The organism is Rhodococcus sp. NPDC003348 (genome assembly GCF_053589375.1).
In genome coordinates this window covers 26,312-52,856 of sequence record NZ_JBSFRT010000037.1, presented here as the reverse complement: position 1 = coordinate 52,856, position 26,545 = coordinate 26,312, and the positions used below count along the sequence as shown (strand labels likewise).

The window sequence follows — 26,545 nt, the reverse complement described above, 5'->3', positions numbered from 1 at the left end:
CCTGAGTAGCGTGGTGCCATGACTTCCGACACCGGCCGCGGCGCGGCCTCCGACGACACCGGCCGCGGACCCGGCTTCGAGCTCACCGACGCGCAGTGGCGCGAGAAGCTCACTCCCGAGGAATACGTGGTGCTCCGGCAGGCGGGCACCGAGCGTCCCTTTGTCGGTGAGTACACGGACACGAAGACCGTCGGCGAGTACCACTGCCGGGCGTGCGATGCGTTGCTGTTCACGTCCGGGGAGAAGTTCGAGTCCCATTGCGGCTGGCCGTCCTTCTTCGACCCCGCCGACACCGACGCGGTGGTCCTGCGCGCGGACGACTCGCTCGGCATGCGCCGGGTGGAGGTGCTGTGCGCGAACTGCCACAGCCACCTCGGCCACGTCTTCGAGGGCGAGGGCTACCCGACCCCCACCGACCAGCGGTACTGCATCAACTCGATCTCGCTGCGCCTGGTTCCCGCCGAGTAGGCCGCCACTGGGACTGCGCGGAGCCCCGACGGCGGGGACGATCGGACCATGACGGAAACCACCCGCAAGTCCACGGTCTCCATCATCGGGGCGGGCAGCGTCGGCACCGCGGTCGCGTACGCCTGCCTGATCCGCGGGACCGCGGACGCGCTGTCGCTGTACGACACCAACGCGGGCAAGGTGCGGGCCGAGGTGCTCGACCTCAATCACGGCACCCAGTTCGCTCCGCCGTGCCGGATCGAGGGCTCCGACGACCTCGCCGTGACCGCGGGGTCGGACCTGATCGTCGTCACCGCGGGCGCCAAGCAGCGGCCGGGACAGTCCCGGCTCGACCTGGCGGCCGCGAATGTCGAACTCGCGCAGGCACTCACCCCCGCCCTGCTCGACCTGTCACCGGATGCGGTGGTGCTGTTCGTCAGCAACCCGGTCGACATCGTCACCTTCGCCGCGATCCGTGCCGTCGGGCTCGACTCGGCACCACGCATCTTCGGGTCGGGCACCGTGCTCGACTCCGGACGACTCCGGTTCCTGATCGCGCAGCGAGTCGGGATCGCGGTGGAGAACGTGCACGCCCTGGTCGTCGGCGAACACGGCGACTCCGAGATCACCCTGTGGTCGAGCGCGACCGTCGGCGGTGTGCCGGCGCTGCGGTACGACGCGGGCGACGGGCCGCTCTTCGGCGCGGCCACGTGCGCCGAGATCTCCACGGAAGTGGTGCGCAGCGCCTACGAGATCATCGAGGGCAAGGGCGCGACGAACCTCGCCATCGGCCTGTCGACGGCCCGGATCATCGAGGCCGTGCTCCGCGACGAGCATCGCGTTCTGCCGGTGTCGACGCTGCATCGCGGCGCCCACGGCATCGACGGGGTGTGCCTCTCGCTGCCCACCCTCGTCGACGGCCGCGGCGCGACCAGGGCGCTCGAGGTCCCGCTGTCCTCAGATGAGGCCGACGGTCTGCTGGCCTCCGCCCGCGCGCTGCGCGAGGTCCAGGCCGCCCTGGGTCTGTGAACTCAGCCCGCGTAGATCTTCTCGATCAGGCCCTTCGCGATCGTCGAGGCGGGATCCTGGCCGTTGGCGCCTGGCGCCAGGTTCGCCCACACGACCAGGGTGACACCCGTTTCCGGGTCGGATCCCATGAACGAGTTGTACCCGGGCAGCTCACCGGTGTGCCCGTACATCGGCCCCATCTTCGCGATCCCCCAGCCGTAGCCGGCGGCCTCGGGATTGCTCGGGTCGGTCGGCTTCACGCTGGCGATCCGCTTCGCCTGCATGTCCGCGTCGAGCACCTTGCCGCCCGCCAGCGCCTCCACCCAGGTCGCGAGGTCGTTCGCGGTGGAGATGCCCTGTCCGGCCGCCCACGTCCACGACGGGTTCGCGTTGGTGACGTCCTTGGGCGCGAGGGTGCCGTCCTTCGCCGCGGCCTGCATGTCGGCGGGCAGGGCCGGGTCGGTGAGGGTCAGCATGTTCGAGCCGAAGAAATACCCGTGCGAGTACGGGGTGGGGATCGTCGTGTCAGCCGCGTCGGGGAACGAGGTGCTCGTCAGCCCCGCGGGACCGAAGATCCGGTCCCGGTAGATCTGCGGCAGCGGCTTGCCGTCGAGCTGCTCGGCGATCAGGCCGAGCAGCACGTAGTTGGTGTTCGAGTAGTGGTAGCCCTGGCCGGGCGGGAAGTACGGCGGGTGCGCGAAGGCGAGCGCAAGCAGCTGATCGGGCGTCCACACCCGCTGCGGGTCGTTGTCGAGCGCCTCGTTGAGTTCCGGGGTTTCGCTGTAGTTGTACAGGCCGGACCGCATGTCCAGGAGCTGCTCGATGGTGATGCCGTCGCCGCCGGGAACGTCCGGCCGGTACTTCGACACCGGATCGGACACCGCGATCTTGCCGTCCTGCACCATCTGCAGGATCACGGTCGCTGTCCACGTCTTGGTGTTGGAGCCGACCCGGATGTGGTCGTCGAGGTTCGCCGGTGCGCCGCCACCGCGTTCGGTGGTCCCGTAGGTCGCGGTGACGGTGCCGGTCGGGGTGCGCAGCAACGCGACCGCGCCCGGGAACAGGAACTCCGTCGCGCCCGTCTCGAGCGCCGCCTGCAGCGTCGCCTGGTCGATCGTATGAGTCGCCGTCCCGGTTCCGGAGGGCGTCGTCCCCGATGCGGACGCCGACTCCGAGCCACCCGAGTCGTCGGAGCAGGCGCCCAGGAGAAGTGTCACAGCGAACGCGGCGCAGGCCGCACGGGCGGTTCGCCCCGGAACCAGCCGGGCGGGCCGCCCGCGAAGTGCTCGGTCTCGTCGTCCCCGAAATGCACCGTTTCGGCTCATGAACGTTCACCGTACGCCGTACAGCGGCACGCCGCCGGGTTCTCGGGCGGCCGCGACCGGATCGCGGTGGCGGCCGGTCGCCGCTGCTACCGGCGGGAGAACGCCCACATCCGCCACATGTAGCCGCCGATCCGGCGGATCGGCACCGACCGCGGCCAGTCCTTCGGGCGGAAGTAGGCGTCGGATCCGCCGTCGACGAACACCACGCTGCCGCAGAGGAACTCGGCCGCCTCCGACAGCATGAACACCGCCCAGTCGGCGAGATGGCCGGGATCACCGAAGCCGCCTACGGGCACCGGGAACCGGTTGATCAGCTTCGCCTCGGCCGGGGTGGCCAGCTGACGTTCCAGCAGCGGCGTGAGGATCGCGCCGGGAGCCAGCGCGTTCAGACGGATTCCCGCGCCGGCCCACTCGGGGGTGACCGCGGCGCGCCGCACCCACTGGCTGACCGCGATCTTCGAGGCGGCGTACGCGAGCGGCGGGGCCGCCTTGCCGAGGAACCGCAGCGAACGGACTGCGCGGTCCGCGTCGCCGTCCAGCAGCGCGCGCACGGTCCGGCGCGGAACCGCGGGCGTGGTGGTCGTCGAGTTGCTGGAGAAGACCACCACCTTGGCGTTCCCGGCCGCGGCGAGGGCGGGACGCCACGCCTGCAGCAGCTCCACCACTCCGAGGTAGTTGACCTGCGCGATCATTCGGGGCCGGTCCGGGTCGGGCGTGGGTCCCAACCCTGCCGCCAGCACCGCCCCGTCCAGCCGCCCGCCGGCGGCCGCGAGCACCTTCTCTGCCGCCGCGCGACGGCCCTCCGGAGTGGACAGGTCGGCAACGACGTCCGCGCCGGCGATGTCGACGCCGACAACCGTGTGCCCGGCCGCGGTCAGCCTCTCGACGACCGCGTTGCCCATTCCCGATGCGGATCCGGTGACCGCGTAAACCCCCATTGGCGTGTGTGCCCTCTCCCGTGATGTCGGCGCGGACAGGTCGTCCGGCATGTCCATCCTGCGGGGTGGGCCGTTCGCGTGACCACGATTCGGGCGGAGAATCCCGTAGAGCGGTCACATCCGCCGCATCAGGGCGACCGGACCACCGGCGGGTCGTAGGCCCGGATCGGCGGCAGCTCCCCCTCGAACTTCTCGATCTCCACCAGCACGTGCTGGCCGGTGCTGCCACGCGCCAATCTCGATGTCCCGATGTCCGGGGTGAGCACGTTCGGATTGCCGTGCACGCACAGCGAATTCGGATCGGCCGGGTCCAGCGGGTCGTACCAGGCCCCCGTCGACAGCTGCACCACGTCCGGCAGCATCTCGGCGTCGAGCACGACACCCGCCAGGCACGCGCCGCGGTCGTTGAACACCCGCACCACGTCGCCTGGGGCGACACCCCGCGCGTCCGCCGCATCGGGATGCATACGGATCGGCTCTCGCCCGCGAATCTTCGACGCCTGACTGGTACGCCCGTGGTCGAGCTGGCTGTGCAGGCGGGTGCGCGGCTGGTTCGCGATCAGATGCAGCGGATAGGTCGCCGCGCGCTCACCGCCGAGCCATTCCTGCGGCTCGTACCAGGTGGGGTGCCCGGCGCAGTCGTCGTATCCGAAGCCGTCGATGTCGACGGAGAAGATCTCGATCTTCCCGCTCGGGGTACGCAGCGCGTTGCGATCCGGATCGGCGCGGAAGTCCTCGAGCAGCGTCAGGCCGTCCTCGGTGCGCATCTCCACGTGACCGCGGGACCGGAACTCGTCGTACCCGGGTGCCTCACCGCCGTCCGCGAGGACGAAGCTGCGCCACTGCTCGTAGAGGTGCTCGAGCCACTCCCCCGACGTGCGGCCCTCGGTGAAGCGGTGCCCGAACCCGAGCCGGTGCGCCAACGCGGAGAAGGTGTCGTAGTCGTCACGCGCGTCGGCATACCTCGGCGTGGCGGCCTGCATCGCCACCAGCAGCGGGTCGTTGCGGGTGCACGAGAGATCGTCGCGTTCGAGCGCGGTGGTCGAGGGGACCACGATGTCGGCATGACGGGCCATCGGCGTCCAGTAGGGATCGTGGACGACGATCGTCTCGGGCCGGGCCAGAGCCCGGCGCAACCGGCCGAGGTCCTGGTGGTGGTGGAACGGATTGCCGCCGGCCCAGTAGACGAGCCGGATGTCCGGGAAGGTGCGCCGTTCGCCGTTGTAGTCGTACTCCTGCCCCGGGTTCAGCAGCAGGTCCGAGATCGCGGCCACCGGAATCGAATCCGGCACCGGATTCTGGCCTTGGAACAGGGTGGGCAGCGGGTACGGCACCGGGGCGAGGCCGGGCTCGTTCATCGAGCCGTAGCCGTGTCCGAAGCCGCCTCCGGGCAGGCCGATCTGGCCGAGCATCGCGGCCAGGGTGACGCCCGCCCAGGGTGCCTGTTCGCCGTGCCGGACCCGCTGCAGCGACCACGTCACCGTCACCAGGGTGCGGCCGGCGGCCATCCGGCGCGCGAGGTCCACGATCGTCTGCGCGGGCAGGCCGGACAGCGCCGCCGCCCACGCGGGATCCTTGGCGACGCCGTCGCTGCGGCCCAGCAGATAGTCCTCGAACTTGTCGTAGCCGACGGTGTAGCGGTCGAGGAACGCCCGGTCCGCCAGCCCCTCGGTGGCCAGCACATGGCCCAGCGCCAGCATGATCGCCACATCGCTGCCGGGCCGCGGCGCCAGCCACCGCGCCGCACCGTGCATGTCGTCGCGCAGCGGGCTGATCGAGACGATCTCACCGCCGCGGGCGCGCAGCGCGTCCAGTGCGCCGCGGGTCGGGTGGTTGCTGGTGCCGCCGTCGTTGACGGCGGTGTTCTTGAGTGGCACGCCGCCGAAGCACACCATCAGGTCGGTCTCGCGGGCGATGACGTCCCAGTTGGTGGCGCGGGCGAACAGTTTCCAGTGGGTGCCGATCACCCTCGGCATGATCACGCTGGTGGCGCCGAGCGAGTAGCTGTTCTCGGAGCGGGTGTAGCCGCCGAGCATCTTCAGGAACCGGTGCACCTGGCTCTGCGCGTGATGGAACCGGCCGGGCGACGACCAGCCGTACGAGCCGCCGTAGATCGCGCGGTTGCCGTGGGTGTCGACCACCCGGCGCAGTTCCCCGGAAAGCAGCTCGGTCAGCTCCGCCCAGGACACGGCGACGAACTCGTCGGCACCACGCCGATCGGACGGCCCCGGGCCCCGTTCGAGCCAGCCTCGGCGCACCGCAGGCCCGGCGACCCGGGACCGGTGCCGCACCGAACCGATCGCGTTGGCCAGCAGCGGCGACGGGTCTGCGTCACCGGCGAACGGGTGCACTGCGATGACGTCACCGTCGACGGCTTCCGCCTCGAACATCCCCCAGTGCGCCATCTGCTGGCGCCGTACCGGCTCCGAAGTCACGGTGGCCAGTGTGCCACCGGCCCCTATTTCAGCTTGAGCTCGGCCACCACGCCCGCGTGATCGGACGCCCACAGCGGCGCCGGTGAGGCACGGAACGGCTCCGCGCCGACCAACGTCGCATTCTTGGCCTGCCAGTCGCCCTTGGTCAGGACCAGATCGATCCGGGTGCCGTTCTCCGAGACCGGGTTCGTCAGCAGCTCGTTCTGGCAGCAGGTCTGTCCGGCCGCCGAGCGGTTGGCGGCGGGCCACGCGTCGACGAGACCTCCGGCGATCAGGTTCGCGTAGGTCGGCGTCGTCGTCCCCGCGGCATCGGAGTTGTAGTCGCCGACGGCGATCACCGGCAGCGGACTCGAGTTGACGATTCCGAGCGCCTCGGCGCCCTGCGCGACCTGGATGGCCGGCGCCGGGGACTCGGTCTCGAGGTGGGTGTTGAAGAACCGGAACGCGGCCCCGTTCACGGTCGCGTCGACGGAGGTCCAGCCGCGGGTGAAGGTCACCGGCCTACCGGCCGCGGTGGGCACGGTGAGCTGCGCGGCGTAGTGGCCGTTCTGCGGGTTCGACGTGGCCACCCCGGAGCGGGCCAGGATCACGTCGCGGTCGGTGAGCCGGATGTCCGACAGCGGCAGGCCGACCGCGGGATTCACCGGCGCGGCCGGGTCCAGGTACGGGGCCTCGACGTCCGCGTTGGTCGACGTCGCGACCGCGGTGTACGACAGGCCGCGTTCGGCGAGTTCGGTCTGCAGGATCGCGAGGAAGTCCTGGAACGGGGTGGTCGCGTTCGGCCCGTTGAGGTCCGACGGCGTCTGGGTCCGCCACAGCGAGACCTCCTGGAGCCCGACCAGATCGGGGCCGCTGCGCTGGATCTCGGTCGCCAACGCCTCGGCGCGCGCCGGGAAGTCGGTGTCGATCACGTTCTGCCGGGCCCGGGTGACCGCCTCGACGAACTGCGGGAACGTCGTCGCGGTCACGATGTCGGTCAGCCCCGTGCCCAGGTACAGATTCCTGGTCATCACGGTGACCTTCTTGTTGTTCGGCTCGCCCGGCGGGGCGCCGTTGTTCGGTGCGGCCGCCGCCGGTGCCACGGCGGTGAACACTGCGGCGAGAGCGAGAACGACGCTCAATCGCCTGGTGACCTGGGAGAAGCGATGCGACATGGTGGGTCCCTCCGTGGTGGCCTGCCCTGTACACCCGACGACGGCACCTCAGCCCATGCAGGTGGGGTACCGCCGTCGTTCCACCACGGAGAATGTCACATCACGGCCCTGGCGCGGCCGGAAACGGCATCCATCCGTCCCGGCCGCCGGGGCGTCCCTCAGGGCAGGGAGTTGACCAGCTGCTCGACCGACACGCGCGGGCCGGTGAAGAACGGCGTCTCCTCGCGCACGTGCATGCGGGCCTCGGTGGCGCGCAGGTCACGCATCAGGTCAACGATCCGGTCGAGTTCGGGAGCCTCGAACGCGAGGATCCACTCGTAGTCGCCGAGCGCGAACGCGGGCACGGTGTTGGCGCGCACGTCCGGGTAGCCGCGCCCGGCCTTCCCGTGATCGGCGAGCATCGTGCGGCGTTCCGCCTCGGGCAGCAGGTACCACTCGTAGGACCGGACGAACGGGTACACGCAGATGTAGTTGCCCGGATCCTCGCCGGCGATGAACGCGGGGACGTGACTCTTGTTGAACTCGGCCGGACGGTGCAGTGCGACATTCGACCAGACCGGGTCGCTCGCCTGGCCCAGGTCGGTGGTCCGCCGGAAGTCGGCGTACAGCTTCTGCAGATCCTCGAGCTTCTCCGCGTGGGTCCAGATCATGAAGTCCGCGTCGGCGCGCACGCCGGCGACGTCGTAGATGCCACGGACGACGACGTCCGTGTCCTCGAACGAGTCGAAGAAGTCCTGGGCGTTCTTCACCGCGGCGGCGCGGTCGTCACCGAGGACACCGGGCTGGGCCTGGAACACCGAGAACATCGCGTAGCGCAGGGTGGAATTGAGCTTGTCGTAATCGAGGCGTGCCATGGCCCTATCCTGCCACCCGCGCCGCGAGCCGCGTCGCCGCCGTGGTGGCGGAGGCGACACAGGCAGGCACGCCGACGCCGTGCAGCATCGCGCCCGCGATCTCGATGCCGTCGACTCCCGCGATCGCCGCCTCCAGGCGGTCGACGATCTCCAGGTGCCCGGCGCGGTACTGCGGGAGCCCTCCGTGCCACCGCTGGACGAACGCGGCGACCGGTTGGTCGGTGACCCCGGTGACGGTCGCCAGGTCGGCGCGGGCGAGGGTGATCAACTGGTCGTCGTCCGCGTCGACGATCGCCGCGTCACCGAACCGGCCGAAGGACGCGCGGGCGAGCGTCACCTCGCGCTGCGCCAGGTGCGGCCACTTGCGCGACGACAGCGTGAACGCCTTCGCCGCGAGATCCTCTCCCGTCGCGACGAGGATCCCCGAGTTCTCCGGCAGCGCAGCTGTTTTCGGCAGCGCAAGGGCGACGACGACGGACGACGCGAGCGGGATGCGGGCGGCCTGCGCGGACGCCTCCGATGCCGCGTCCGCGAGCAGGGTGGCGGCCCGGTCCGCGGGCAGTGCCACGATCACCCCGTCCACCTCACCGACCGGATCCAGCGACCAGCGGTCGCCCGCGGGACGCAAGCCGGTCGCGGGGGTGTAATCGAGGAACTCGGCACCCGACGCCGTCCGCAGGGCGTCGAGCAGCACCCCGTAGCCGCCGCGCAGCGTGCCGAACACCGGCGCGTCCGACTGGGGTGGCAATGCCGTCCGGACGGCCTCGGTCAGGCTCGTCGCGCCCGCGTCGAGTGCCGCGGCGAGCGCCGGGACCGCGGCCCGGACACTCGCGGTGTCGGACAGGCCCGAGTACACGCCACCGAGCAGTGGGTCGACGGACCTGCGCACCACCTGTTCACCGAAGCGGGCGCCGACGAGGGCCGCGACCGAGACGTCGCTGCCGCGGTCCCACTGCAGCGGCGTGGACGGTTCGCCCTCGATCCGAGCCAGGGTGGCGGCGTCGACCAGACCGGCCAGCGAATCGGCCCGCGCGGGGATGCCCATCAGCGTGCCGGTCGGCAGCGGGTGCAGCCGGCCGTCCGCCCAGAGCAGCGGTCGTGCTCCCGAAGGATTCTCGACCTGATCGGTCAGGCCGAGTTCGGCGAGCAGCGCGGGCACCTCGGGCCTGCGCGCGATGAACGCCTCGGCGCCGACGTCGACCGGGTCACCGGCGATCGGGACGGTGCGCAGCTTTCCGCCGAACCGGTCGGACTCCTCCAGCACCAGGATCCGGGCGTCCGGGCCGAGCCGGGTCCGGAGCCGGTACGCCGCGGCGAGTCCGGAAATGCCGCCCCCGACGACCGCAACGGTGGTCACAGCGAATGCACCAGCTCCACGACGTCGGTCAGGACCGCCGGATCGGTGTCGGGCAGCACGCCGTGGCCGAGGTTGAAGATGTGCCCGGTGGCGCCGGACGCGAGGGCCCGGTCGGCCTCCCCGGCGATGCGGCGCACCTCCTTCTCGATCGCAGGCCAGCCCGCGAACAGCACGGCCGGGTCGAGGTTGCCCTGCAGCCCCTTCCCCGGTCCGACCCGCCGGACGGCCTCGTCGAGCGGGACCCGCCAGTCGACGCCGACGACGTCGGCGCCGGCCTCCCCCATCACCCCGAGCAGTTCGCCGGTGCCGACCCCGAAGTGGATGCGCGGCACCCCGGCCTCGGCGATCTCGGCGAACACCCGCTGCGAGTGCGGGAGCACGAACGTGCGGTAGTCGGCCAGCGACAGCGCTCCGGCCCACGAGTCGAACAGCTGGATCGCGTCGACGCCGGCGTGCAGCTGCGCCTTGAGGAAGGCGATGGTGGTGTCGGCGAGGGCGCCGAGCAGCGCGTGCCAGGTCTTCGGGTCGGAGTGCATCAACGCCTTGGTGCGCTCGTGGTTGCGGCTCGGGCCGCCTTCCACGAGGTACGACGCCAGCGTGAACGGCGCGCCCGCGAACCCGATCAGCGGGGTGCCGCCGAGTTCGGTGGTGAGCAGCGAGATGGCCTCGGTGACCGCGCCGACCTCCTCCGGACGCAGCCGGGGCAACGCCGCGACGTCGGACGCGGTGCGCACCGGGTTCGCCACGACCGGGCCGGTGCCGGCGACGATGTCGAGATCGACCCCGGCGGCCTTGAGCGGAACCACGATGTCGGAGAACAGGATCGCGGCGTCGACCTTGTGCCTACGGACCGGCTGCATGGTGATCTCACAGACCAGTTCGGGGTTGAAGCACGATTCGAGCATGCCGATGCCTGCGCGGATCTCGCGGTACTCGGGTAGGGAACGCCCGGCCTGACGCATGAACCACACCGGACGGTGGACGGGCCGGCGACCCGATGCGGCCGCCAGGAGCGGTGCGTCGGTCAGGCGCCTGCGGTACGGATACCGCGCCCCGGTGGCCATCGCCGAATTCGTGTCTTCCAGATCGCTCATGTGTCCCAACGCTCGTCGCCCGATTCGTCCTGTGGTGGCCATGCTGCCAGACGCCCGCGTGCGACACCCAAAGACGGCGGCCCACTCGACCGGCGCGACGGTGCACGGTGGCCGCCTCGACGCACCTCCACTGTTGGACCTCGGGTCCGACCTTCGATCGCACGCTACGCGCTATTACCGCACGTCTCGGCCCGAATCTTTTCCGCAATACCTGTCAGACGACAGTTTTATTTGCCGGGGCTCACCCCCGGACCGGCGCGCCTACCGCGCGGCCCGTCGGGACCGGTCTACCGTCCGACTGGTGACCATGTCCGGACCCAACGCCGAGCCAGCGCAGTTCCGCAGCGCCGTCGAGTCGATGCACACGGCATCGGTCCATCCGCAGATCGAGATCGGCCCCATCCGCCCGCCCCAGCGGCTGGCCCCGTACAGCTACGCGATCGGCGCGGAGGTCCGGCACCCGGACTCCGACATCGTCTCCGAGGAATCCGAGGGTGACGCGTTCGGGCGGCTGATCCTGCTGTACGACCCGGCCGGGGACGAGGCATGGAACGGCACGATGCGGCTCGTCGCGTACATCCAGGCCGATCTCGAAGCGGACCTCGCCGCCGACCCGCTGCTCCCGGAGGTGGCGTGGAGTTGGCTGGTCGACGCGCTCGACGCCCACCACGAGCACGTGACCGCGCTCGGCGGCACGGTCACCGCGACCAGTTCGGTCCGCTACGGCGACATCGCCGGACCCCCGCGGGCGCACCAGCTCGAACTGCGCGCGTCCTGGACCGCCGCGACCGCATCGCTCGCCCCGCACGTCGAGGCGTTCTGCGAGGTACTCGCGGCCGCTGCGGGCCTGCCCCCGGCCGGGATCACCCAACTCGGTCGCTGAGGTGGCATCGGTCACCGCCTGTCCGTTCGCCGGTCCACACGCCGGCACCCGCTTTAGCATGTACCGATGGAGAGACTGAGCGGTCTGGATTCCACGTTCCTCTACCTCGAGACACCCACACAGTTGCTACACGTGTGCGGCCTTGTGATCCTCGACGTCTCGACCGTCCCCGGCGGCTACAGCTATCCCGCCTTCAAGGCCGAACTGGCGGATCGCCTGCGCGACATGCCGAGTTTCCGCCGCAAGCTGTACGACTCGCCGTTCAACCTCGACCATCCGGCCTGGATCGACGACACCGACTTCGACATCGACCGGCACCTGCACCGGGTGGCGGTACCCGCGCCGGGCGGTCGCGACGAACTCGAGGAACTGTGCGGCCACATCGCCAGTCAGCAGATGGATCGCACGATCCCGTTGTGGGAGATGTGGGTGATCGAAGGCGTCGCGGACGGGTCGGTCGCGCTGATGACGAAGATGCACCACGCCAACGTCGACGGCGTCACCGCCGCGATGGTGCTCGCCCAGCTGTGCAGCCTGACCCCCGACGCGCCCCGGCCCGAACCCGACCCGGAGCAGCGCGGCGCGGGGCCCGGCGGCACCCTCGACCTGGCGGTCAGCGGGCTGATCGGGTTCGCCACCCGGCCGTTGAAGGTGGCGCGGGCACTGCCGGGCGGAGTCACGTTGCTGCCCAAGTGGATCCGCCGGGCACGCCGCGGCGAGGCGATGCCCGCGCCGTTCACGGCGCCGCGAACCTCCTTCAACAGCGCGATCACCGGGCACCGCACCGTCGCTTGGGCACAACTCGACCTCGAGAAGGTGAAGCTGGTCAAGAACACCTTCGACGTCAAGGTCAACGACGTGGTCACGGCGATGGTCGGCGGGGCGCTGCGCCGCTACCTCGAGGCCCGCGACGAACTGCCGGACAGCTCGCTGGTGGCGATGGTGCCGGTGTCCGTCCACGACCTCTCCGATCGGCCGGGCACCAACCAGCTCTCGGGGATGTTCACCCAGCTGGGCACCCAGATCGCCGATCCGGTGGAGCGACTGATGCAGACCAACAGCCACAACACGATGGTCAAGTCGCACAACGCGTCGCTCGGCGCGACACTGCTGCAGGACTGGTCCCAGTTCGCGGCCCCCACCCTGTTCGGCGGCGTGATGCGGGCGTACGCATCGCTGCGTCTCGCGGAGCGTCATCCGGTGGTCACCAACCTGATCACCTCCAACGTGCCCGGACCGTCGGTCCCCCTGTATCTCCTCGGGGCCCGGATCACCGCGATGTATCCGCTCGGCCCGATCTTCCACGGCAACGGCCTGAACGTGACAGTGATGTCGCTCGACGGCAGCCTCAACGTGGGTCTGACCTCGTGCCGGGAACTTGCCCCGCACCTGTGGGACCTCGCCGACGCGTTCGAGCCGGCACTCGACGACCTGGCCGCCGCGGCGCGCGCGAAATCCCGGAAGCGACCCCGAAAAACGACCCTCCAGCAGCCACGAACCGTGGAGCCGTAAAGTCACTGTCCATGGCTGAGTCGTCCACGTCCGGGTCGAGCGACCCCGAGCCCCCGCACGCCGCGGTCCCCCTCCTGACCCCGGCGGACGGACTGCCCGAGGTCGTCGACTCTCCCCGGATGGCCGCGGAGGCGGCGGCCCGCCTCGCGGCAGGCACCGGGCCGCTCGCCGTCGACGCCGAACGTGCCTCGGGCTTCCGCTACTCCAATCGTGCCTACCTGCTGCAGTTCCGGCGCGCGGGTGCCGGTACCGTGCTGGTCGACCCGATCCCGATCGCCGCCGATCTCGGCCCGCTCGCCGAGGCGATCAATCCGCTCGAATGGGTGCTGCACTCCGCCGATCAGGACCTGCCCGGGATGGCGGAGCTCGGCCTGCGCCCGGCCGTCCTCTACGACACCGAGCTCGCCGGGCGGCTCGCCGGCTTCGATCGGGTCGGGCTGGCAGCGATCGTCGAACGGATGCTGGGCCTCGAACTGCGCAAGGGGCACGGCGCCGACGACTGGTCCCGCCGACCGCTGCCCGAATCGTGGCTCAACTACGCGGCTCTCGACGTCGAGGTGCTGGTGGAGTTGCGTGACGCGATGGCCGCCGAGCTCGATGCTCAGGGAAAGGCCGCATGGGCGGCACAGGAATTCGAGCACGTTCGCCTCGCCGGTCCGCCGAAGCCGAAGTCCGACCGCTGGCGTCGCACCTCGCAGATCCACTCCCTCAAGTCACCCCGGCAGCTCGCCGCGGTTCGGGAACTGTGGCAGGCACGCGACGAGATCGCGAGCCGACGGGACATCGCTCCGGGCCGGATCCTGCCCGATTCGGCGATCGTCGCGGCCGCGAGCGCGAACCCGAGGTCGGTGGACGCCCTGCGCGCACTGCCGGTCTTCGGCGGCCCTCGCCAGCGCCGGTCCTCGCGGGTGTGGCTGCAGGCGCTGGAACGGGCCCGCGCGCTGCCCGAGGCGGACCTGCCGCCCCTCACCCAACCGTTCACCGGTCCACCGCCGGCCAATCGCTGGGCCCGCAAGCACCCCGAAGCCGCCGATCGACTCACCGCGGCCCGCAGCGAGATGTCCGCGCTGAGCGAGCGGGTGCACGTACCCGTCGAGAACCTGCTGACCCCGGAGCTGGTCCGCCGGCTGTGCTGGGACTTCGACCCGGCCGACCACCGCGGCGAAAGCGCCTCGGCTCTGGAGGACTTCGTCGACGCCGCGCTGGCCGAAGGTGACGCCCGACCGTGGCAGCGCGAGCTGACCACACCGGTTCTCGCACACGCCCTGAGCGTGAACCGGGACACAGCCGGGCGCTGAGCTACACCAGGGTGCCGACCGCCAGCATCAGGTCGGTGCACCGGTCCACGAGCACATCGGCCGCGACGTCGAGATTGCCGTCGAGCCACGCTGTCAGGATCTGCGCCAGGCCCCCGACGACGAAGTGGGCGGCCAGGTCGACGTCGGCACCCGACCGCAGGTCGTAGAAGTCCACCGCCTGAGCGGTGGTCAGTCCGACGAACATCCGGGCCGATTCCAGCCGCCGCTGTGCCAGAACGGACGTGACCGGGCCGGAGAACACGAGCCTGCCCAGGCGCGGATCCTCGGAGATCTCGCGGACGATGGTCGCGACGCCGGCGCGCACCAGTGCCCGCTCCTGCTTCGGCGCATCGGCGACCGCTTCCAGCGTGGACTCGGCGATGCGCGAGGTGGCGTGGTCGTACACCGCCACCGTCAGGGCGTCACGGTCGGCGAAGGACTCGTAGAAGTACCGGGTCGCGAGGCCGGCGTGCCTGCAGACACCGCGCACCGACAGCGTCGACTCCCCTTCCGGTCCACCGAGCAGGTCGAGACCCGCCTCGATCAGCTGGGCGCGCCGCTCGGCGCGCCGCTGATCGCCCTCCACTCCCGCGTAGACCCGCGCCGACGACGTCATGGCGATCATCTTTCCACCGACCGCTGGACGCACGACATATATGTGAGTACGGTCGTGATCAGATAGCGGAGAATCGAACGGTCTGGAGGGGCAGATGTCGGTGCTGGAGCAGTCTGATGGGGATGTGACCGGCGACGACTCGTCGACACAGGGAACGCAGGCGCAGGACGCGTCCGCCCGGTCCGCGACCGGGGGGAGCGCCGCCGTGCGGGCGATCGACGGCGGGCCCGTGCTCGCCCAGGTCGACGGCGTCTCCCTGATGGCCGGCGCGGCGAACGTCATCATGCAACTCTCGTGGCCCGGCGTCGGCTACGGCGTGATGGAGAGCAAGGTCGAGTCGGGGCGCCTGTTCGACCATCCGATCAAACGCAGCCGCACCACGCTGCAGTATCTCGCGGTGGCGTCGATGGGTACCGACGACGAGAAGCGGCTCTATCGCCGCGGCGTCAACCGCGCGCACGCACAGGTCCGGTCCAACGAGGACAGCCCGGTCGAGTACAACGCGTTCGATCCGGAGCTGCAATTGTGGGTCGCGGCCTGCATCTACCGCGGATTCGAGGACACCCATCGCGTCCTGCGCGGCGAGTACACCCCCGCCGAGCGCGAGTACTACTACCAGCGGGGCGCAGTGTTCGGGACGACACTGCAGGTCAAGCAGGAGATGTGGCCCGAGAATCGGGACGCGTTCGAGGAGTACTGGACCGAGGCGATGAAGAAGGTGTCCATCGACGACGCGGTTCGCGCCCACCTCGACATCATCGCCCGCGCCGGGTTCGCCAACCCGATCCTCGCGAAGCTGCTCGGACCGCTCAACCTGTTCATCACCAAAGGCTTTCTCCCGCAGGAGTTCCGCGACCAGATGCACTATTCCTGGACGAGCCGGGACCAGCGCCGATTCGATCGCCTGATGAAGGCGATCGCGACCGTCAACCGGTTCCTGCCCGGCATCGTTCGCGAGTTCCCCTACAACTACCTGATGGCCGATCTGCGGTGGCGGATCCGCACCGGTCGCGCGTTGGTCTGACGACCGGGAGACGCGCGCTGGTCCGACGACCGCAGAGACGCGCGTCGATCTGACCGTCCCGTGCGGCGCCGTGGCAGGATCGCCGAATGATCCTGCTGCGCGCCGAATGGGTGGTCCTCGCGATCCTCGCGGCCGTCCTCGGCGTCGTGGTCGCACGCGAGCCGATGCTGCAGTTCACCGATTGCGAACTCGGCCACTTCGCCGTCGGCAACCCCGGAGGAATCGAGTCCCCCGCCGAGTGCGCGGCCTCGGCGCTGGCCTACTTCGGCTTCGGTCTGATCGCCGTGCTCGCCGTCCCCGTCGTCCTCTGCCTGGCCCCGGCCGCGGTCCCCCGGCGCGCCGTCGCCTGGGCCGCCGCCGCTGGTCTCGCCGGTTGCCCGCTGCTGGGGGCGCTGGCGCTGATGAACACCATCGGCCCGTCCACCACTCCGGTGGTGGTCGTCTACCCGTACTTTCTGCCCGTGGCGGTGGGTGCCGTCCTTCTCGCCACCTTCCATCACCGTTTGGCCGCCGCGACAGGCGGTTCCACGGCGGACCTCAGACCGGCCTCGGCGCCGTGAAATCGATCTGCCTGCGGGCGTTGGACAACGCGGTGACGACACAGGTCCCCAGCGGTCCGGTGCGGTCGTAGAGGGTCGCGGTGCCGATCGAGACGCCGTCGGCCGCGACGGCGTTGTCGGCGCGGAGACCGAGCTCGAAGCCGACGGGCAGTCGCGACAGCGTCAGCGTCATGTCCGTGTTGATGTAGCCGGCACCGTGCGAACCCCAGTGGCACACCTGGTTCGTCGTGTCGCCGAGCACCGCGGCGCGCTGGAACGGCGAGATCGGTTCCCCTGCCACCAGCGGAGGAAGACTGTGCCACGAGGTCTTGCGGTCCGCGTTCTGGTTCGCGGCGTAGTCGGGCGACCAGTCACGACCACCACTCTTGAAGAGCGGCGGGGCACCGTGCGGGGACACACACCCTTCCGGTGGCAACGGCAGGTCCGGCGCGGCGCTCCACACCCGGCCGGCCGGCTCCGCACCGGGAGTCAGGAACACCACCGACGCACGCGCCCGTACCTGCTCGTCCTGAACGATCGAGGCATCCGCAACGGCGATCCGCGTCCCCTCACGCACGACTTCGCTGCGCACCTCGATCGGAGCGTTCAACACGGGCCGGAAGAGGTCCACCGTCATCCGGGCCGGGACGAATCCGGCAGGACAATGGGTTTCGAGCTGCCGGGCAAGCAGACCGCACACGGCGTGCCCACCCAACTGCGTCGGCGCCCAATGACTGACCGCCAACCTCTCCGCGACCAGCCGATCGCCTTGCCTGGTGAAGAAACTGACCATTCGCCCCGACTCCCCTCCCGGATCAGCCGCTCGGACACAGGGATCCCGAGGCTACCGGGCTCCGGGGACCCGGAAGGGCGGTCCGCGAAACCGAACGGCGGCGGGCCGGTGCCACCCAGGTCCCACCGGGCCCGAGACGCACGTCCGCCGAGGGTGCCGACCCGCCCGGATATGCTGACCGACGTTTGCACGGACCAGGTCAGGGGTGGAGCATCAGCGCGCGAGAACTACAGCCGGGCAGTGTGTTCGCCGGGTACCGGATCGAGCGGCGACTCGGCTCCGGCGGCATGGGCAGCGTGTACCTGGCGGCGCATCCGAGCCTGCCGCGTCTGGTCGCGCTGAAACTCCCCGACCCCGCGCTGACCCGCGACCCGGAGGGCCGGGACCGTTTCCTGCGCGAGGCCGATCACACGGCGCGGCTCGACCACCCGAACATCGTCACCGTCTACGACCGTGGAGCGGAACGCGACCCGCGTGGTGGAGCGGAACGCGACCCGCGTGGTGGAGCGGAACGCGACCCGCGTGGTGGAGCGGAACGCGACCCGCGTGGTGGAGACGAGCAGCTGTGGATCTCGATGCAGTACGTGGACGGCACCGATGCGGCGACGCCACTGCGCCGGGGGCCGATGCCCGCCGCGCGCGCGGTCGCGATCGTCGCGGACATCGCCCGCGCCCTGGACCACGCCCACACGCACGGGGTGCTGCACCGCGACGTCAAGCCGGCGAACATCCTGTTGACCTCGCCTCGGCCCGGCGACCCGGAGCGAGCTCTGCTGGCCGACTTCGGGATCGCGAAGAGCCTCGAGGCCACCGCCCTGACCCGCACCGGCACGGTCGTTGCGAGCCTTCAGTACGCGTCGCCGGAACAACTCGAGGGCCGTACGCTGGACGGGCGCAGCGACCAGTACGCACTCGGGTGCACGCTGTACCACCTGCTGACGGGGCAGCTGCCGTTTCCCGGATCCGACACTGCCCATCTCGTGCACGCGCACCTGAACCTGCCCGCGCCTCGGGTCACGGCGGTGCGCCCGGACCTGCCGCCCGCCCTCGACGCGGTGATCGCGCGGGCGATGGCGAAGAACCCCACGGATCGGTTCCCGTCGTCGGGCGCTCTGGCCGCTGCCGCAAACACCGCGCTGATCGGCGGTGCCCCCGCCACCGTCGCGGTGCCGACGCCGACAACCCATCTGTCGACGCCGGTGCCCCCGACGACCGTCGCGCCGACCGTGACCACTGTCACGCCGGCCGGGACGGCCGTCGCACCGACCATGACGACCGTCGCGCCGGCGACTGCAACCCCGACTCGTCCTCGCCGACTCCTGGTTCCGGTTGCGGCCGGTGCGGCGGTCGCCGCCCTCGCGGCGGCCGGAGCCACCGCATGGCTGCTCGGTGACCGCGGTCCGGACGCCGCGTCGGCATCGTCGGTCACCGCGAGTTCGGCGCCGCCGGCGCCGGTCACGACCACCGCCGCGCCGACACACACCGAGACGGTCCTCGTCCCGGCACCGGCGACGACCACGAAGGCCACCACCACCACCAAGAAGGTGCCGCCCGGTCAGGCGGCCAAGTCGTCGGAGGCCGCGGGCGCGCCGATGGACTTCGTCGGCCACGTCGACGGTGCGGACGCGCAGGGATTCACCGACGGCAGCGGTCCGCGCTGCAACCGCACCAACCCGGCGGTCGTGGTGGCGCGGACGGACGAGTCCACGATCGTGGTCTGCCGGACCGACGCGGGGCGCTACTACTACATGGGCCGACGCGACCACGACGGGTCGGAGATCGAACTGGACGACCCCAAGGCGACCGACGACGGCTTCACGGTCACCAACCGGTCGGTGAAGTACGCCCTCGACCCGACCGCGCTGACGATCACGGAACGCGGGGACGTGCTCGCTCGTGAGCCGGTGCTCGAGTACCGGTACTCGGCCAACTGACCCGGGCGGCACCGCCCGGATTCACCGCACCGGCGTCAGCTGCGGCCGTTTCGCTGTCCGGCCCGCTCCAGAGGAGGTGCCGCGCAGGCGCCGCCCGAGCCACGGACCGAGGAATCGCACGGCCCACTCGACGTCGCCGCGCACCCGGTCGGGCAGCGCCCTCGGCGGCAACGGCCCCAGGTCCTCCTGCCAGCTCAGATCGGCACCGGGGAGGCCGAGCGCGCTTGCCGCGGCGGCGGACAGCCGGTCGTGTCCGACCTCGTTGAGGTGCAGCCTGTCCCAGCTCCACAGCCGCGGATCCGTGGACACCGGGTACGCCTCGAGGTCGACAACCACGACGCCGTGGCGGCCGGCCGCCGCCCGGATCTGTGTGTTCAACGCCGAGATCCGCGCCATGATCGCGCCGCCGCCCGGCATTCCGGCGCCGAGCGTCGGGAACGCCATGGTGAGCACGCGTGCGCCGGCGGCGCTCAGCGCCGAGTACGCCATCTCCAGTTCCGCGGCGACCGCGGCGGGATCGAACTTCGGGCGCAGCAGGTCGTTCACGCCGGCCACGACGGATGCCAGGTCCGGCTGCATCGCCAGGGCGGGTGCGAGCTGCTCCTCCCGCACCTGCCGGGCCAACCGGCCTCGGATCGCGAGGTTCGCGTAGCGGACGTCCGGCTCGACCACGGCGATCCGTTCGGCCAGCCGATCCGCCCAGCCGCGGTAGCCGCCGTCGTCGTCGCCGTCGTTCAGCCCCTCGCTCTGGCTGTCGCCGATCGCGACGTATCTGGTGAACACCACTGCGCCACCTTCCCCTCGTCGAACCGATGCTCGACGAGCAACCTTACCCAGCGGTAGCGAGGCGAATCACGAGTGAACGGCCCAACCGCAACCGGCCGGCGCCCGCGCGAGCAGTGGGACACCACCCCGACACCTCCCCAGTGTCGGTACCCGCGGTATTGACGTAGGGTAAGTTACTGACCGGTAGCGAATGCGGGACGACTCGCTACGAGGGCAACCCGAGCCTCACCCCGGACCTTGGCGGTGAGCAGTCTCCACCAGGAGGAATCAGCGTGTCTCCATCCACTTCGCAGGGGCGGGGCGTCGTCTTCGTCGACGGCATCCGCACCCCGTTCGGCAAGGCCGGGGCCAAGGGCATCTACGCCGAGACCCGCGCCGACGACCTGGTCGTCAAGGCGATCCGTGAGCTGCTGCGCCGCAATCCGCAGCTGCCGCCCGAGCGCGTCGACGAGGTGGCCGTCGCCGCCACCACGCAGACCGGCGACCAGGGCCTGACCATCGGCCGCACCTCCGCCATCCTCGCGGGCCTGCCCGAGACCGTGCCCGGCTTCGCGATCGACCGCATGTGCGCGGGCGCGATGACCGCCGTCACCACCACCGCGTCCGGCATCGGCTTCGGCCAGTACGACGTCGTCATCGCCGGCGGCGTCGAGCACATGGGCCGCCACCCGATGGGTGAGGGCGCCGACCCGAACCCGCGGTTCATGACCGACAAGCTTGTCGACCCATCCGCCCTGGTGATGGGCAACACCGCCGAGAACCTGCACGACCGGTTCCCGTCGATCACCAAGGAGCGCACCGACGCCTACGCGGTTGCCTCACAGAACAAGTACGACGCCGCGAAGAAGGCCGGCTTCATCGCCGACACCCTGACGCCGGTCGCCACCCGGGCCGCGAACGGCTGGGGCCTGGCCACCGAGGACGAGCCGCCGCGTCCCGGAACCACGATCGAGGACCTCGCCGCGCTCAAGACCCCGTTCCGCCCCGCGGGCCGGATCACCGCCGGTAACGCCGCGGGACTGAACGACGGCGCCACCGCCTGCATCCTCGCCGGCGAGGACACCGCCGCCGAGCTCGGCCTGCCGGTCGGCATGCGGATGGTCGGCTTCGCGTTCCAGGGCGTCGATCCCGCCGTGATGGGCATCGGCCCGGTCCCGGCGACCGAGAAGCTGCTCGCCCGCACTGGCCTGAAGATCGAGGACATCGGCCTGTTCGAGATCAACGAGGCGTTCGCCGTGCAGGTGCTCGCGTTCCTCGAGCACTTCGGCATCGCCGACGACGACCCGCGCGTCAACCAGTGGGGCGGCGCCATCGCATGCGGCCACCCGCTCGCATCCTCGGGTGTGCGCCTGATGACGCAGCTCTCGCGTCAGTTCGCGCAGAACCCCGACGTCCGCTACGGCCTGACCACCATGTGCATCGGCCTCGGCATGGGCGGAACCGTCATCTGGGAGAACCCCAACCACGCTGATTACCAGGCGGGAGCCAAGTAAATGACCGACATCACAAGCGCTTTCGCCGACGAGGTCGTGACCAACGCCTACACCAAGCTGGTCTCGGTCCCCGGCATCGAGGGCCCCGTCGCGCTGATCACCCTCGACAACGGCTTCGACCACACCAAGCCGAACTCCTTCGGCCCGCGCGGCCTGCTCGCGTTCGACGCCGCGCTCGACGAGGCGTTCGCCGCCAACCCGGCCGCCATCGCCGTCACCGGCAAGCCGTTCATCTTCGCCGCCGGTGCCGACCTCAAGGGCGTCCCGTCGATCAGCTCCCGCGAGCAGGGCCTCGAACTCGGCCGTCTGGGCCACAAGGTGTTCCGCCGGCTGCGCGAGTCCACCGTCCCGACCTTCGGGTTCGTGAACGGCCTCGCGCTCGGCGGCGGCCTCGAGGTCGGCCTGCACTGCCACTACCGCACCTACGCCGACAACGTGCCCGCCCTCGGCCTGCCCGAGGCCATGCTCGGCCTGGTCCCCGGATGGGGCGGAACCCAGCTGCTGCCGAACGTCGTCGGGCCCGCGAACGCCGTGACCATCGCAGTCGAGAACCCGCTGAACAACGGCAAGACGATCAATGCGGCCCAGGCCGCCAAGCTCGGACTCGCCGACGTCGTGCTCGGTTCCGCCGACTTCCTCGAACAGTCCCTCGCCTGGGCGGCGAAGGTCCTCGCCGGAGAGATCGTCCCCGCCCGCCCCGAGATCGACCGCGGCGCCGGCTGGGACGAGGCCATCGCCCGCGCGCAGGCGATCGTCGCCGGCAAGACCAAGAACAACGCCCCCGGCGCCGTGCGCACCGTCGCACTGCTCGACGCCGCCCGGTCCATCGACCTCACCGACCCGGCGACCCTCGACGCCGGTTTCGCGGCCGAGGACGAGGCCCTGGCGGACCTGCTCATGACCGACGAACTGCGCGCCGGCCTGTACGCGTTCAACCTCGTCAACTCCCGCGCCAAGCGGCCGGCCGGAGCACCGGACAAGTCCCTGGCCCGCAAGATCTCCGGGGTCGGCATCGTCGGCGCCGGCCTCATGGCCAGCCAGCTCGCGATGCTGTTCGTCAAGCAGCTCAAGGTGCCGGTGATCCTCACCGACATCGACCAGGAGCGCATCGACAAGGGCGTCGGCTACGTGCACGCCGAGATCGACAAGCTCCAGGGCAAGGGCCGGCTGTCCCCCGACGCCGCGAACCGCCTCAAGGCGCTCGTCTCCGGCTCGCTGGACAAGGCCGCGTTCGCGAAGACCGACTTCGTCATCGAGGCCGTCTTCGAGAACATGGACGTCAAGAAGAAGGTGTTCGCCGAACTCGAGGAGCACGTGGCCCCCGAGACCGTCCTGGCGACCAACACCTCCTCGCTGTCCATCACCGAGATGGCCTCGGACCTGAAGCACCCGGAGCGGGTCGTGGGCTTCCACTTCTTCAACCCGGTCGCGGTGCTGCCGCTGCTCGAGGTCATCAAGGGTGAGAAGACCGATGACGCCACCCTCGCAACCGCGTTCGCGACCGCCAAGACGCTGCGCAAGTCCGCGGTGCTGTGCGCCGACAAGCCCGGGTTCGTGTTCAACCGGCTCGTCACCCGCACCCTCGGCGAGGTCATGACCGCCGTCGACGAGGGCACCCCGTTCGAGGTCGCGGACAACGCGGTCGCCGAACTCGGTATGCCGATGAGCCCGTTCACCCTGCTCGCCCTCGTCGGACCGGCCGTCGCGCTGCACACCGGCGAGACCCTGCAGGCCGCGTACCCCGACCGGTTCAAGTCCTCCCCCGGGCTCGAGGCCCTCGTCGAGGCCCGCAAGCCCGGCGTGTGGACCTACGGTCCGGAGGGACAGGTCGTCGACCCCGAGGTCGCCGCACTGTGGCCGCAGGGCGACAAGCCGTCCACCGCGGAGGAAGTCCTCGAGCGCACCCGGCGCGCGTTCGCCGAGGAGATCGCGATCATGCTCGACGAAGGCGTCGTCGCGGCCCCCGAGGACATCGACCTGTGCCTGATCCTCGGTGGCGGCTTCGGCTTCTGGAACGGCGGCATCACCCCGTACCTGGACCGCACCGGCACCTCCGAGGCCGTCAACGGCAAGCGGTTCCTGGCCGAGGGTGTTGCCAGCGTCTGACCGGCAGCGCGAGACCGCATCGGCGGGCGCGGCGACGGGTGTCTCCCGTGCCGCGCCCGCCGGTGCATGCACGCTCTCCCGGGCACACCTGCGACCTGCGATCTTCCCCGCATCGGCGTGGCGGCGAACTGCAATGGGCCCTGTCACCGATTGCATCACGATCGTGTCGTCCGGCCTTCACCGCGCGCACACCGCGATACAGTGCACGAACCCGTGAACCTGCGGCTGTGCACGGCCGCACGGACGAAAGGCCAGTAAAGGGATGCGAGTCAGACAAGTGAAGGGCGGAAGAGCCGGGTCCTGGCTCAAACGCTCGGTGTTGGTGTCCATGGCGATCGTGCTACCGCTCGGGGCGTCGGTAGCAGGTCCCGTGGGCACCGCGAACGCGGCATACGACCCGAACTTCGGTTTCGACTTCTGGGTCAGATCCGACATGGGGGACATCAAGTCACGCATCTTCCGCGCGGCCAACGGCAACACCGATCGCGTGGTGTACGCCCTCGACGGCATGCGGGCCCGCGACGATCTCAACGGCTGGGAGATCGAAACCAACGTCGCACGGGCCCTGACCGCGGCGAACATCAACGTCGTGATGCCGGTCGGCGGCCAGTCCAGCTTCTACGCGGACTGGAACGCGCCGAGCACATGGGGCCCGGGCGATCTCGGGTCCTCCACCGGCAGCTCGGGCGGGTCGTCGGCGCTGGGCAGCTCGGATGCCGGAGGCAACGTCGACGGCAAGGCCAACACGTACCGGTGGGAGACCTTCCTCACGCAGCAGCTTCCCGACGCACTGGGTTCCCGGCTGGGCTTCAGCTCGAACCGCAACGGTGTGTTCGGTCTCTCGATGGGCGGCAGCGCGGCCCTGACCCTGGCCGCGTACCACCCGCAGCAGTTCAGCTTCGCCGGGTCGTACTCCGGGTTCCTCAACAACTCCGCTCCGGGCATGCGGGAGGCGCTGCGCGCCGCGATGATCTCGGCCGGCGGCTTCAACATCGACGCGATGGCGCCCCCATGGGGACCGCAGTGGCTGCGGATGGACCCCTTCGTCTTCGCGCCGATGCTGAAGGTGAACAACACCCGGCTGTGGATCGCCTCCGGCAGCGGCGTCCCCGGCGCGGGCGACGTGAGCGACGCCCTCGGCATCGTGCAGTCGGTGCCCCTCGAGGCGTTGGCGCTGGCCAACACCCGCGCGTTCGAGGTCCGGATGTCGACCCTCGGTGGCGCGAACGCCCACTACGACTACCCCGCCACCGGCGTACACAACTGGAAGAACTGGGAGGACCAGGTCAACCGGATGATTCCCGACCTGTCCGCCAACATCGGCTGATTTCGCGACACGTCGATCCGCGACTGCGCCCCGGGAGCCTCGGCCCCGGGGCGCAGTCGCGTGGCCACCGCGCGCACGAGCCGGATTCGCAGTAGCGTCAGAATGCTGCGGGTGTGTCACGACGCAACGGCGCGTCGGCCCGGAGGCATTCAGGCCGAGAGTCTGGGGGCTGACATGGCAACGAGCGACACCGCCTTCGGCGGCACGGGATCCGGGGCCGCGAGGGCCGCCGTCGGGCACGCGCTGATGATCGCCGCCACGGCGGCACTGGGCGGATTCCTCTTCGGCTACGACACCGCCGTGATCAACGGCGCGGTCGGCGCGATCCGCGACAAATACGACATCGGTGCCGGCGGAACGGGTCTGACCGTCTCGCTGACACTGCTCGGCGCCGCACTCGGCGCCTGGATCGCCGGCGACATCGCCGACCGGCTCGGCCGGATCAAGGTCATGCAGCTGGCGGCGATCCTCTTCCTCGTCGGCGCGCTCGGCTCGGCGTTCCCCTTCAGCATCTACGACCTGACCGCGTGGCGAGTGGTCGGTGGTGTGGCGGTCGGCTTCGCATCCGTGATCGCACCGGCGTACATCGCGGAGATCGCCCCCGCGGCGATCCGCGGCCGGCTCGGGTCGATGTACCAGCTGGCCATCGTGCTCGGCATCGCGATCTCGCAGCTCGTCAACTACGCACTCAACCAGGCCGCCGGCGGGGCCCGGGAACACCTGGCCGGCATCGAGGCGTGGCAGTGGATGCTGGCCCTCGAAGCGGTACCCGCCCTGCTCTACCTGCTGATGAGCTTCACCATCCCCGAGTCGCCCCGGTTCCTGGTGCTGCGCGGACGCGAGGACGCGGCGCGGAAGATCCTCGCGAATCTGGAAGGTGGCGGGGACGATGTCGTCACCGCCCGGATCGGCGAGATCCGCGCCTCGCTCAGCGAGCACCGCACCAAGACCACACTGCGCCAACTGTTCTCGAAGCCGCTTGGTGTCGCGCCGCTGGTGTGGGTCGGCATCGCGCTCGCCGCGCTGCAACAGTTCGTCGGCATCAACGTGATCTTCTACTACTCGGCAACCCTGTGGGAGGCGGTCGGTTTCGGTGAGGACCGGTCGCTGCTGATCAGCGTCGTCAGTGCACTGGTCAACATCGTCGGCACCTTCGTCGCGATCGCCGTGATCGACAGGATCGGGCGAAAGCCGCTGCTGCTGATCGGTTCGGTCGGCATGGCCGTCTCCCTGGCGACCGCCGCGATCTGCTTCAGCTCGGCAACGGTCACCACCAACGACATCGGCGAGTCGGTCGCCACCCTCGAAGGCACCGCCGGCACCGTCGCGCTGATCGCGGCCAACGCGTTCGTGTTCTTCTTCGCCTTCTCCTGGGGCCCCGTGGTGTGGGTGCTGATCAGCGAGATGTTCCCGAACCGGGTACGCGCGGCGGCCGTCGGCATCGCGACCGCGTCCAACTGGGTGGCGAACTTCCTGGTCTCCGCGACGTTCCCGGCCCTGGCCGACTGGAACCTCTCGCTCACCTACGGCGCCTACGCGGTGATGGCCGCGATCTCGTTCTTCGTGGTGTGGAAGCTCGTGACCGAAACCCGCGGCCGCACACTCGAAGCCGCCGGCTGAGG

Annotated in this window: 22 protein-coding genes; 12 read left to right on the top strand and 10 right to left on the bottom strand. The window is 70.5% G+C overall.

All coding sequences use genetic code 11. The annotated features are described in order from the left end of the window. Positions 1–18: 18 nt before the first annotated feature. Together msrB and ACWDU4_RS21550 are read left to right on the top strand one after the other, a co-directional pair. A complete protein-coding gene (gene msrB / locus ACWDU4_RS21555) occupies positions 19–468 on the top strand; it encodes a peptide-methionine (R)-S-oxide reductase MsrB (protein WP_450115953.1) in 450 nt (149 codons plus the stop codon). Positions 469–516: 48 nt separating this feature from the next. Next, positions 517–1,476, top strand: coding sequence for a lactate/malate family dehydrogenase (locus ACWDU4_RS21550; protein ID WP_450115952.1), 960 nt, complete (start codon positions 517–519; stop codon positions 1,474–1,476). Between the two features lie 2 nt (positions 1,477–1,478). Here ACWDU4_RS21550 and ACWDU4_RS21545 read toward each other — a convergent pair whose 3' ends face one another. The 7 genes from ACWDU4_RS21545 to hemE all read right to left on the bottom strand — a co-directional run bounded on the left by ACWDU4_RS21545 (position 1,479) and on the right by hemE (position 10,612). Next, positions 1,479–2,672, bottom strand: coding sequence for a serine hydrolase domain-containing protein (locus ACWDU4_RS21545; protein WP_450115951.1), 1,194 nt, complete (start codon positions 2,670–2,672; stop codon positions 1,479–1,481). Positions 2,673–2,866: 194 nt separating this feature from the next. Next, positions 2,867–3,718, bottom strand: a complete 852-nt coding sequence (locus ACWDU4_RS21540; protein ID WP_450115950.1) for an SDR family oxidoreductase — start codon at positions 3,716–3,718, stop codon at positions 2,867–2,869. A 128-nt stretch (positions 3,719–3,846) separates the two neighbouring features. Beyond that, complete coding sequence (locus ACWDU4_RS21535) at positions 3,847–6,123, bottom strand: molybdopterin-dependent oxidoreductase (RefSeq protein WP_450115972.1); 2,277 nt, start codon at positions 6,121–6,123, stop codon at positions 3,847–3,849. Positions 6,124–6,176: 53 nt separating this feature from the next. Beyond that, positions 6,177–7,307 (bottom strand): endonuclease/exonuclease/phosphatase family protein, encoded by a 1,131-nt coding sequence (locus tag ACWDU4_RS21530; protein ID WP_450115949.1) that lies wholly within the window; start codon positions 7,305–7,307, stop codon positions 6,177–6,179. A 158-nt stretch (positions 7,308–7,465) separates the two neighbouring features. Beyond that, positions 7,466–8,161: a hydrogen peroxide-dependent heme synthase gene (gene hemQ / locus ACWDU4_RS21525; protein ID WP_450115948.1), complete on the bottom strand. Its 696-nt coding sequence runs from the start codon at positions 8,159–8,161 to the stop codon at positions 7,466–7,468. A gap of 4 nt (positions 8,162–8,165) precedes the next feature. Further along, positions 8,166–9,518, bottom strand: coding sequence for a protoporphyrinogen oxidase (locus ACWDU4_RS21520; protein WP_450115947.1), 1,353 nt, complete (start codon positions 9,516–9,518; stop codon positions 8,166–8,168). Further along, the gene (hemE, locus tag ACWDU4_RS21515; protein WP_450115946.1) at positions 9,515–10,612 is read right to left on the bottom strand and encodes a uroporphyrinogen decarboxylase; all 1,098 of its coding nucleotides are present in this window, start codon (positions 10,610–10,612) and stop codon (positions 9,515–9,517) included. The genes ACWDU4_RS21520 and hemE overlap by 4 nt, the downstream gene beginning before the upstream one ends. Positions 10,613–10,919: 307 nt before the next feature. On the opposite strand from hemE, the gene ACWDU4_RS21510 reads away from it, so the two are divergent. The 3 genes from ACWDU4_RS21510 to ACWDU4_RS21500 all read left to right on the top strand — a co-directional run bounded on the left by ACWDU4_RS21510 (position 10,920) and on the right by ACWDU4_RS21500 (position 14,305). Beyond that, the gene (locus ACWDU4_RS21510; protein WP_450115971.1) at positions 10,920–11,495 is read left to right on the top strand and encodes a DUF3000 domain-containing protein; all 576 of its coding nucleotides are present in this window, start codon (positions 10,920–10,922) and stop codon (positions 11,493–11,495) included. 66 nt (positions 11,496–11,561) lie between these two features. After that, the gene (locus tag ACWDU4_RS21505) at positions 11,562–13,007 is read left to right on the top strand and encodes a WS/DGAT/MGAT family O-acyltransferase (protein ID WP_450115945.1); all 1,446 of its coding nucleotides are present in this window, start codon (positions 11,562–11,564) and stop codon (positions 13,005–13,007) included. 11 nt (positions 13,008–13,018) lie between these two features. Continuing rightward, positions 13,019–14,305, top strand: coding sequence for an HRDC domain-containing protein (locus ACWDU4_RS21500; RefSeq protein WP_450115944.1), 1,287 nt, complete (start codon positions 13,019–13,021; stop codon positions 14,303–14,305). 1 nt (position 14,306) lies between these two features. Here ACWDU4_RS21500 and ACWDU4_RS21495 read toward each other — a convergent pair whose 3' ends face one another. Next, positions 14,307–14,930 (bottom strand): TetR/AcrR family transcriptional regulator, encoded by a 624-nt coding sequence (locus ACWDU4_RS21495; RefSeq protein ID WP_450115943.1) that lies wholly within the window; start codon positions 14,928–14,930, stop codon positions 14,307–14,309. A gap of 250 nt (positions 14,931–15,180) precedes the next feature. Between ACWDU4_RS21495 and ACWDU4_RS21490 the strand changes: the two genes are divergently transcribed. Then, positions 15,181–15,945, top strand: a complete 765-nt coding sequence (locus tag ACWDU4_RS21490; RefSeq protein ID WP_450115970.1) for an oxygenase MpaB family protein — start codon at positions 15,181–15,183, stop codon at positions 15,943–15,945. An 86-nt stretch (positions 15,946–16,031) separates the two neighbouring features. After that, positions 16,032–16,505 (top strand): hypothetical protein, encoded by a 474-nt coding sequence (locus ACWDU4_RS21485; RefSeq protein WP_450115942.1) that lies wholly within the window; start codon positions 16,032–16,034, stop codon positions 16,503–16,505. On the opposite strand, the gene ACWDU4_RS21480 is transcribed toward ACWDU4_RS21485, so the two are convergent. Further along, a complete protein-coding gene (locus ACWDU4_RS21480) occupies positions 16,483–17,277 on the bottom strand; it encodes a thioesterase family protein (protein ID WP_450115941.1) in 795 nt (264 codons plus the stop codon). The two genes, ACWDU4_RS21485 and ACWDU4_RS21480, sit on opposite strands and share 23 nt — an antisense overlap. 242 nt (positions 17,278–17,519) lie before the next feature. Between ACWDU4_RS21480 and ACWDU4_RS21475 the strand changes: the two genes are divergently transcribed. After that, positions 17,520–19,211, top strand: a complete 1,692-nt coding sequence (locus ACWDU4_RS21475; protein WP_450115940.1) for a serine/threonine-protein kinase — start codon at positions 17,520–17,522, stop codon at positions 19,209–19,211. A gap of 21 nt (positions 19,212–19,232) precedes the next feature. Here ACWDU4_RS21475 and ACWDU4_RS21470 read toward each other — a convergent pair whose 3' ends face one another. After that, positions 19,233–19,994, bottom strand: a complete 762-nt coding sequence (locus ACWDU4_RS21470) for an SGNH/GDSL hydrolase family protein (RefSeq protein ID WP_450115969.1) — start codon at positions 19,992–19,994, stop codon at positions 19,233–19,235. A gap of 275 nt (positions 19,995–20,269) precedes the next feature. Between ACWDU4_RS21470 and ACWDU4_RS21465 the strand changes: the two genes are divergently transcribed. The 4 genes from ACWDU4_RS21465 to ACWDU4_RS21450 all read left to right on the top strand — a co-directional run bounded on the left by ACWDU4_RS21465 (position 20,270) and on the right by ACWDU4_RS21450 (position 26,543). After that, positions 20,270–21,490, top strand: coding sequence for a thiolase family protein (locus ACWDU4_RS21465; RefSeq protein WP_450115939.1), 1,221 nt, complete (start codon positions 20,270–20,272; stop codon positions 21,488–21,490). Continuing rightward, positions 21,491–23,596 carry a 3-hydroxyacyl-CoA dehydrogenase NAD-binding domain-containing protein gene (locus tag ACWDU4_RS21460; RefSeq protein ID WP_450115938.1) on the top strand — a complete coding sequence of 702 codons (2,106 nt, stop codon included), beginning with the start codon at positions 21,491–21,493 and terminating at the stop codon, positions 23,594–23,596. Between the two features lie 262 nt (positions 23,597–23,858). After that, positions 23,859–24,923, top strand: coding sequence for an alpha/beta hydrolase (locus ACWDU4_RS21455; protein WP_450115937.1), 1,065 nt, complete (start codon positions 23,859–23,861; stop codon positions 24,921–24,923). Positions 24,924–25,097: 174 nt separating this feature from the next. Then, the gene (locus ACWDU4_RS21450; protein WP_450115936.1) at positions 25,098–26,543 is read left to right on the top strand and encodes a sugar porter family MFS transporter; all 1,446 of its coding nucleotides are present in this window, start codon (positions 25,098–25,100) and stop codon (positions 26,541–26,543) included. Positions 26,544–26,545: the final 2 nt, after the last annotated feature.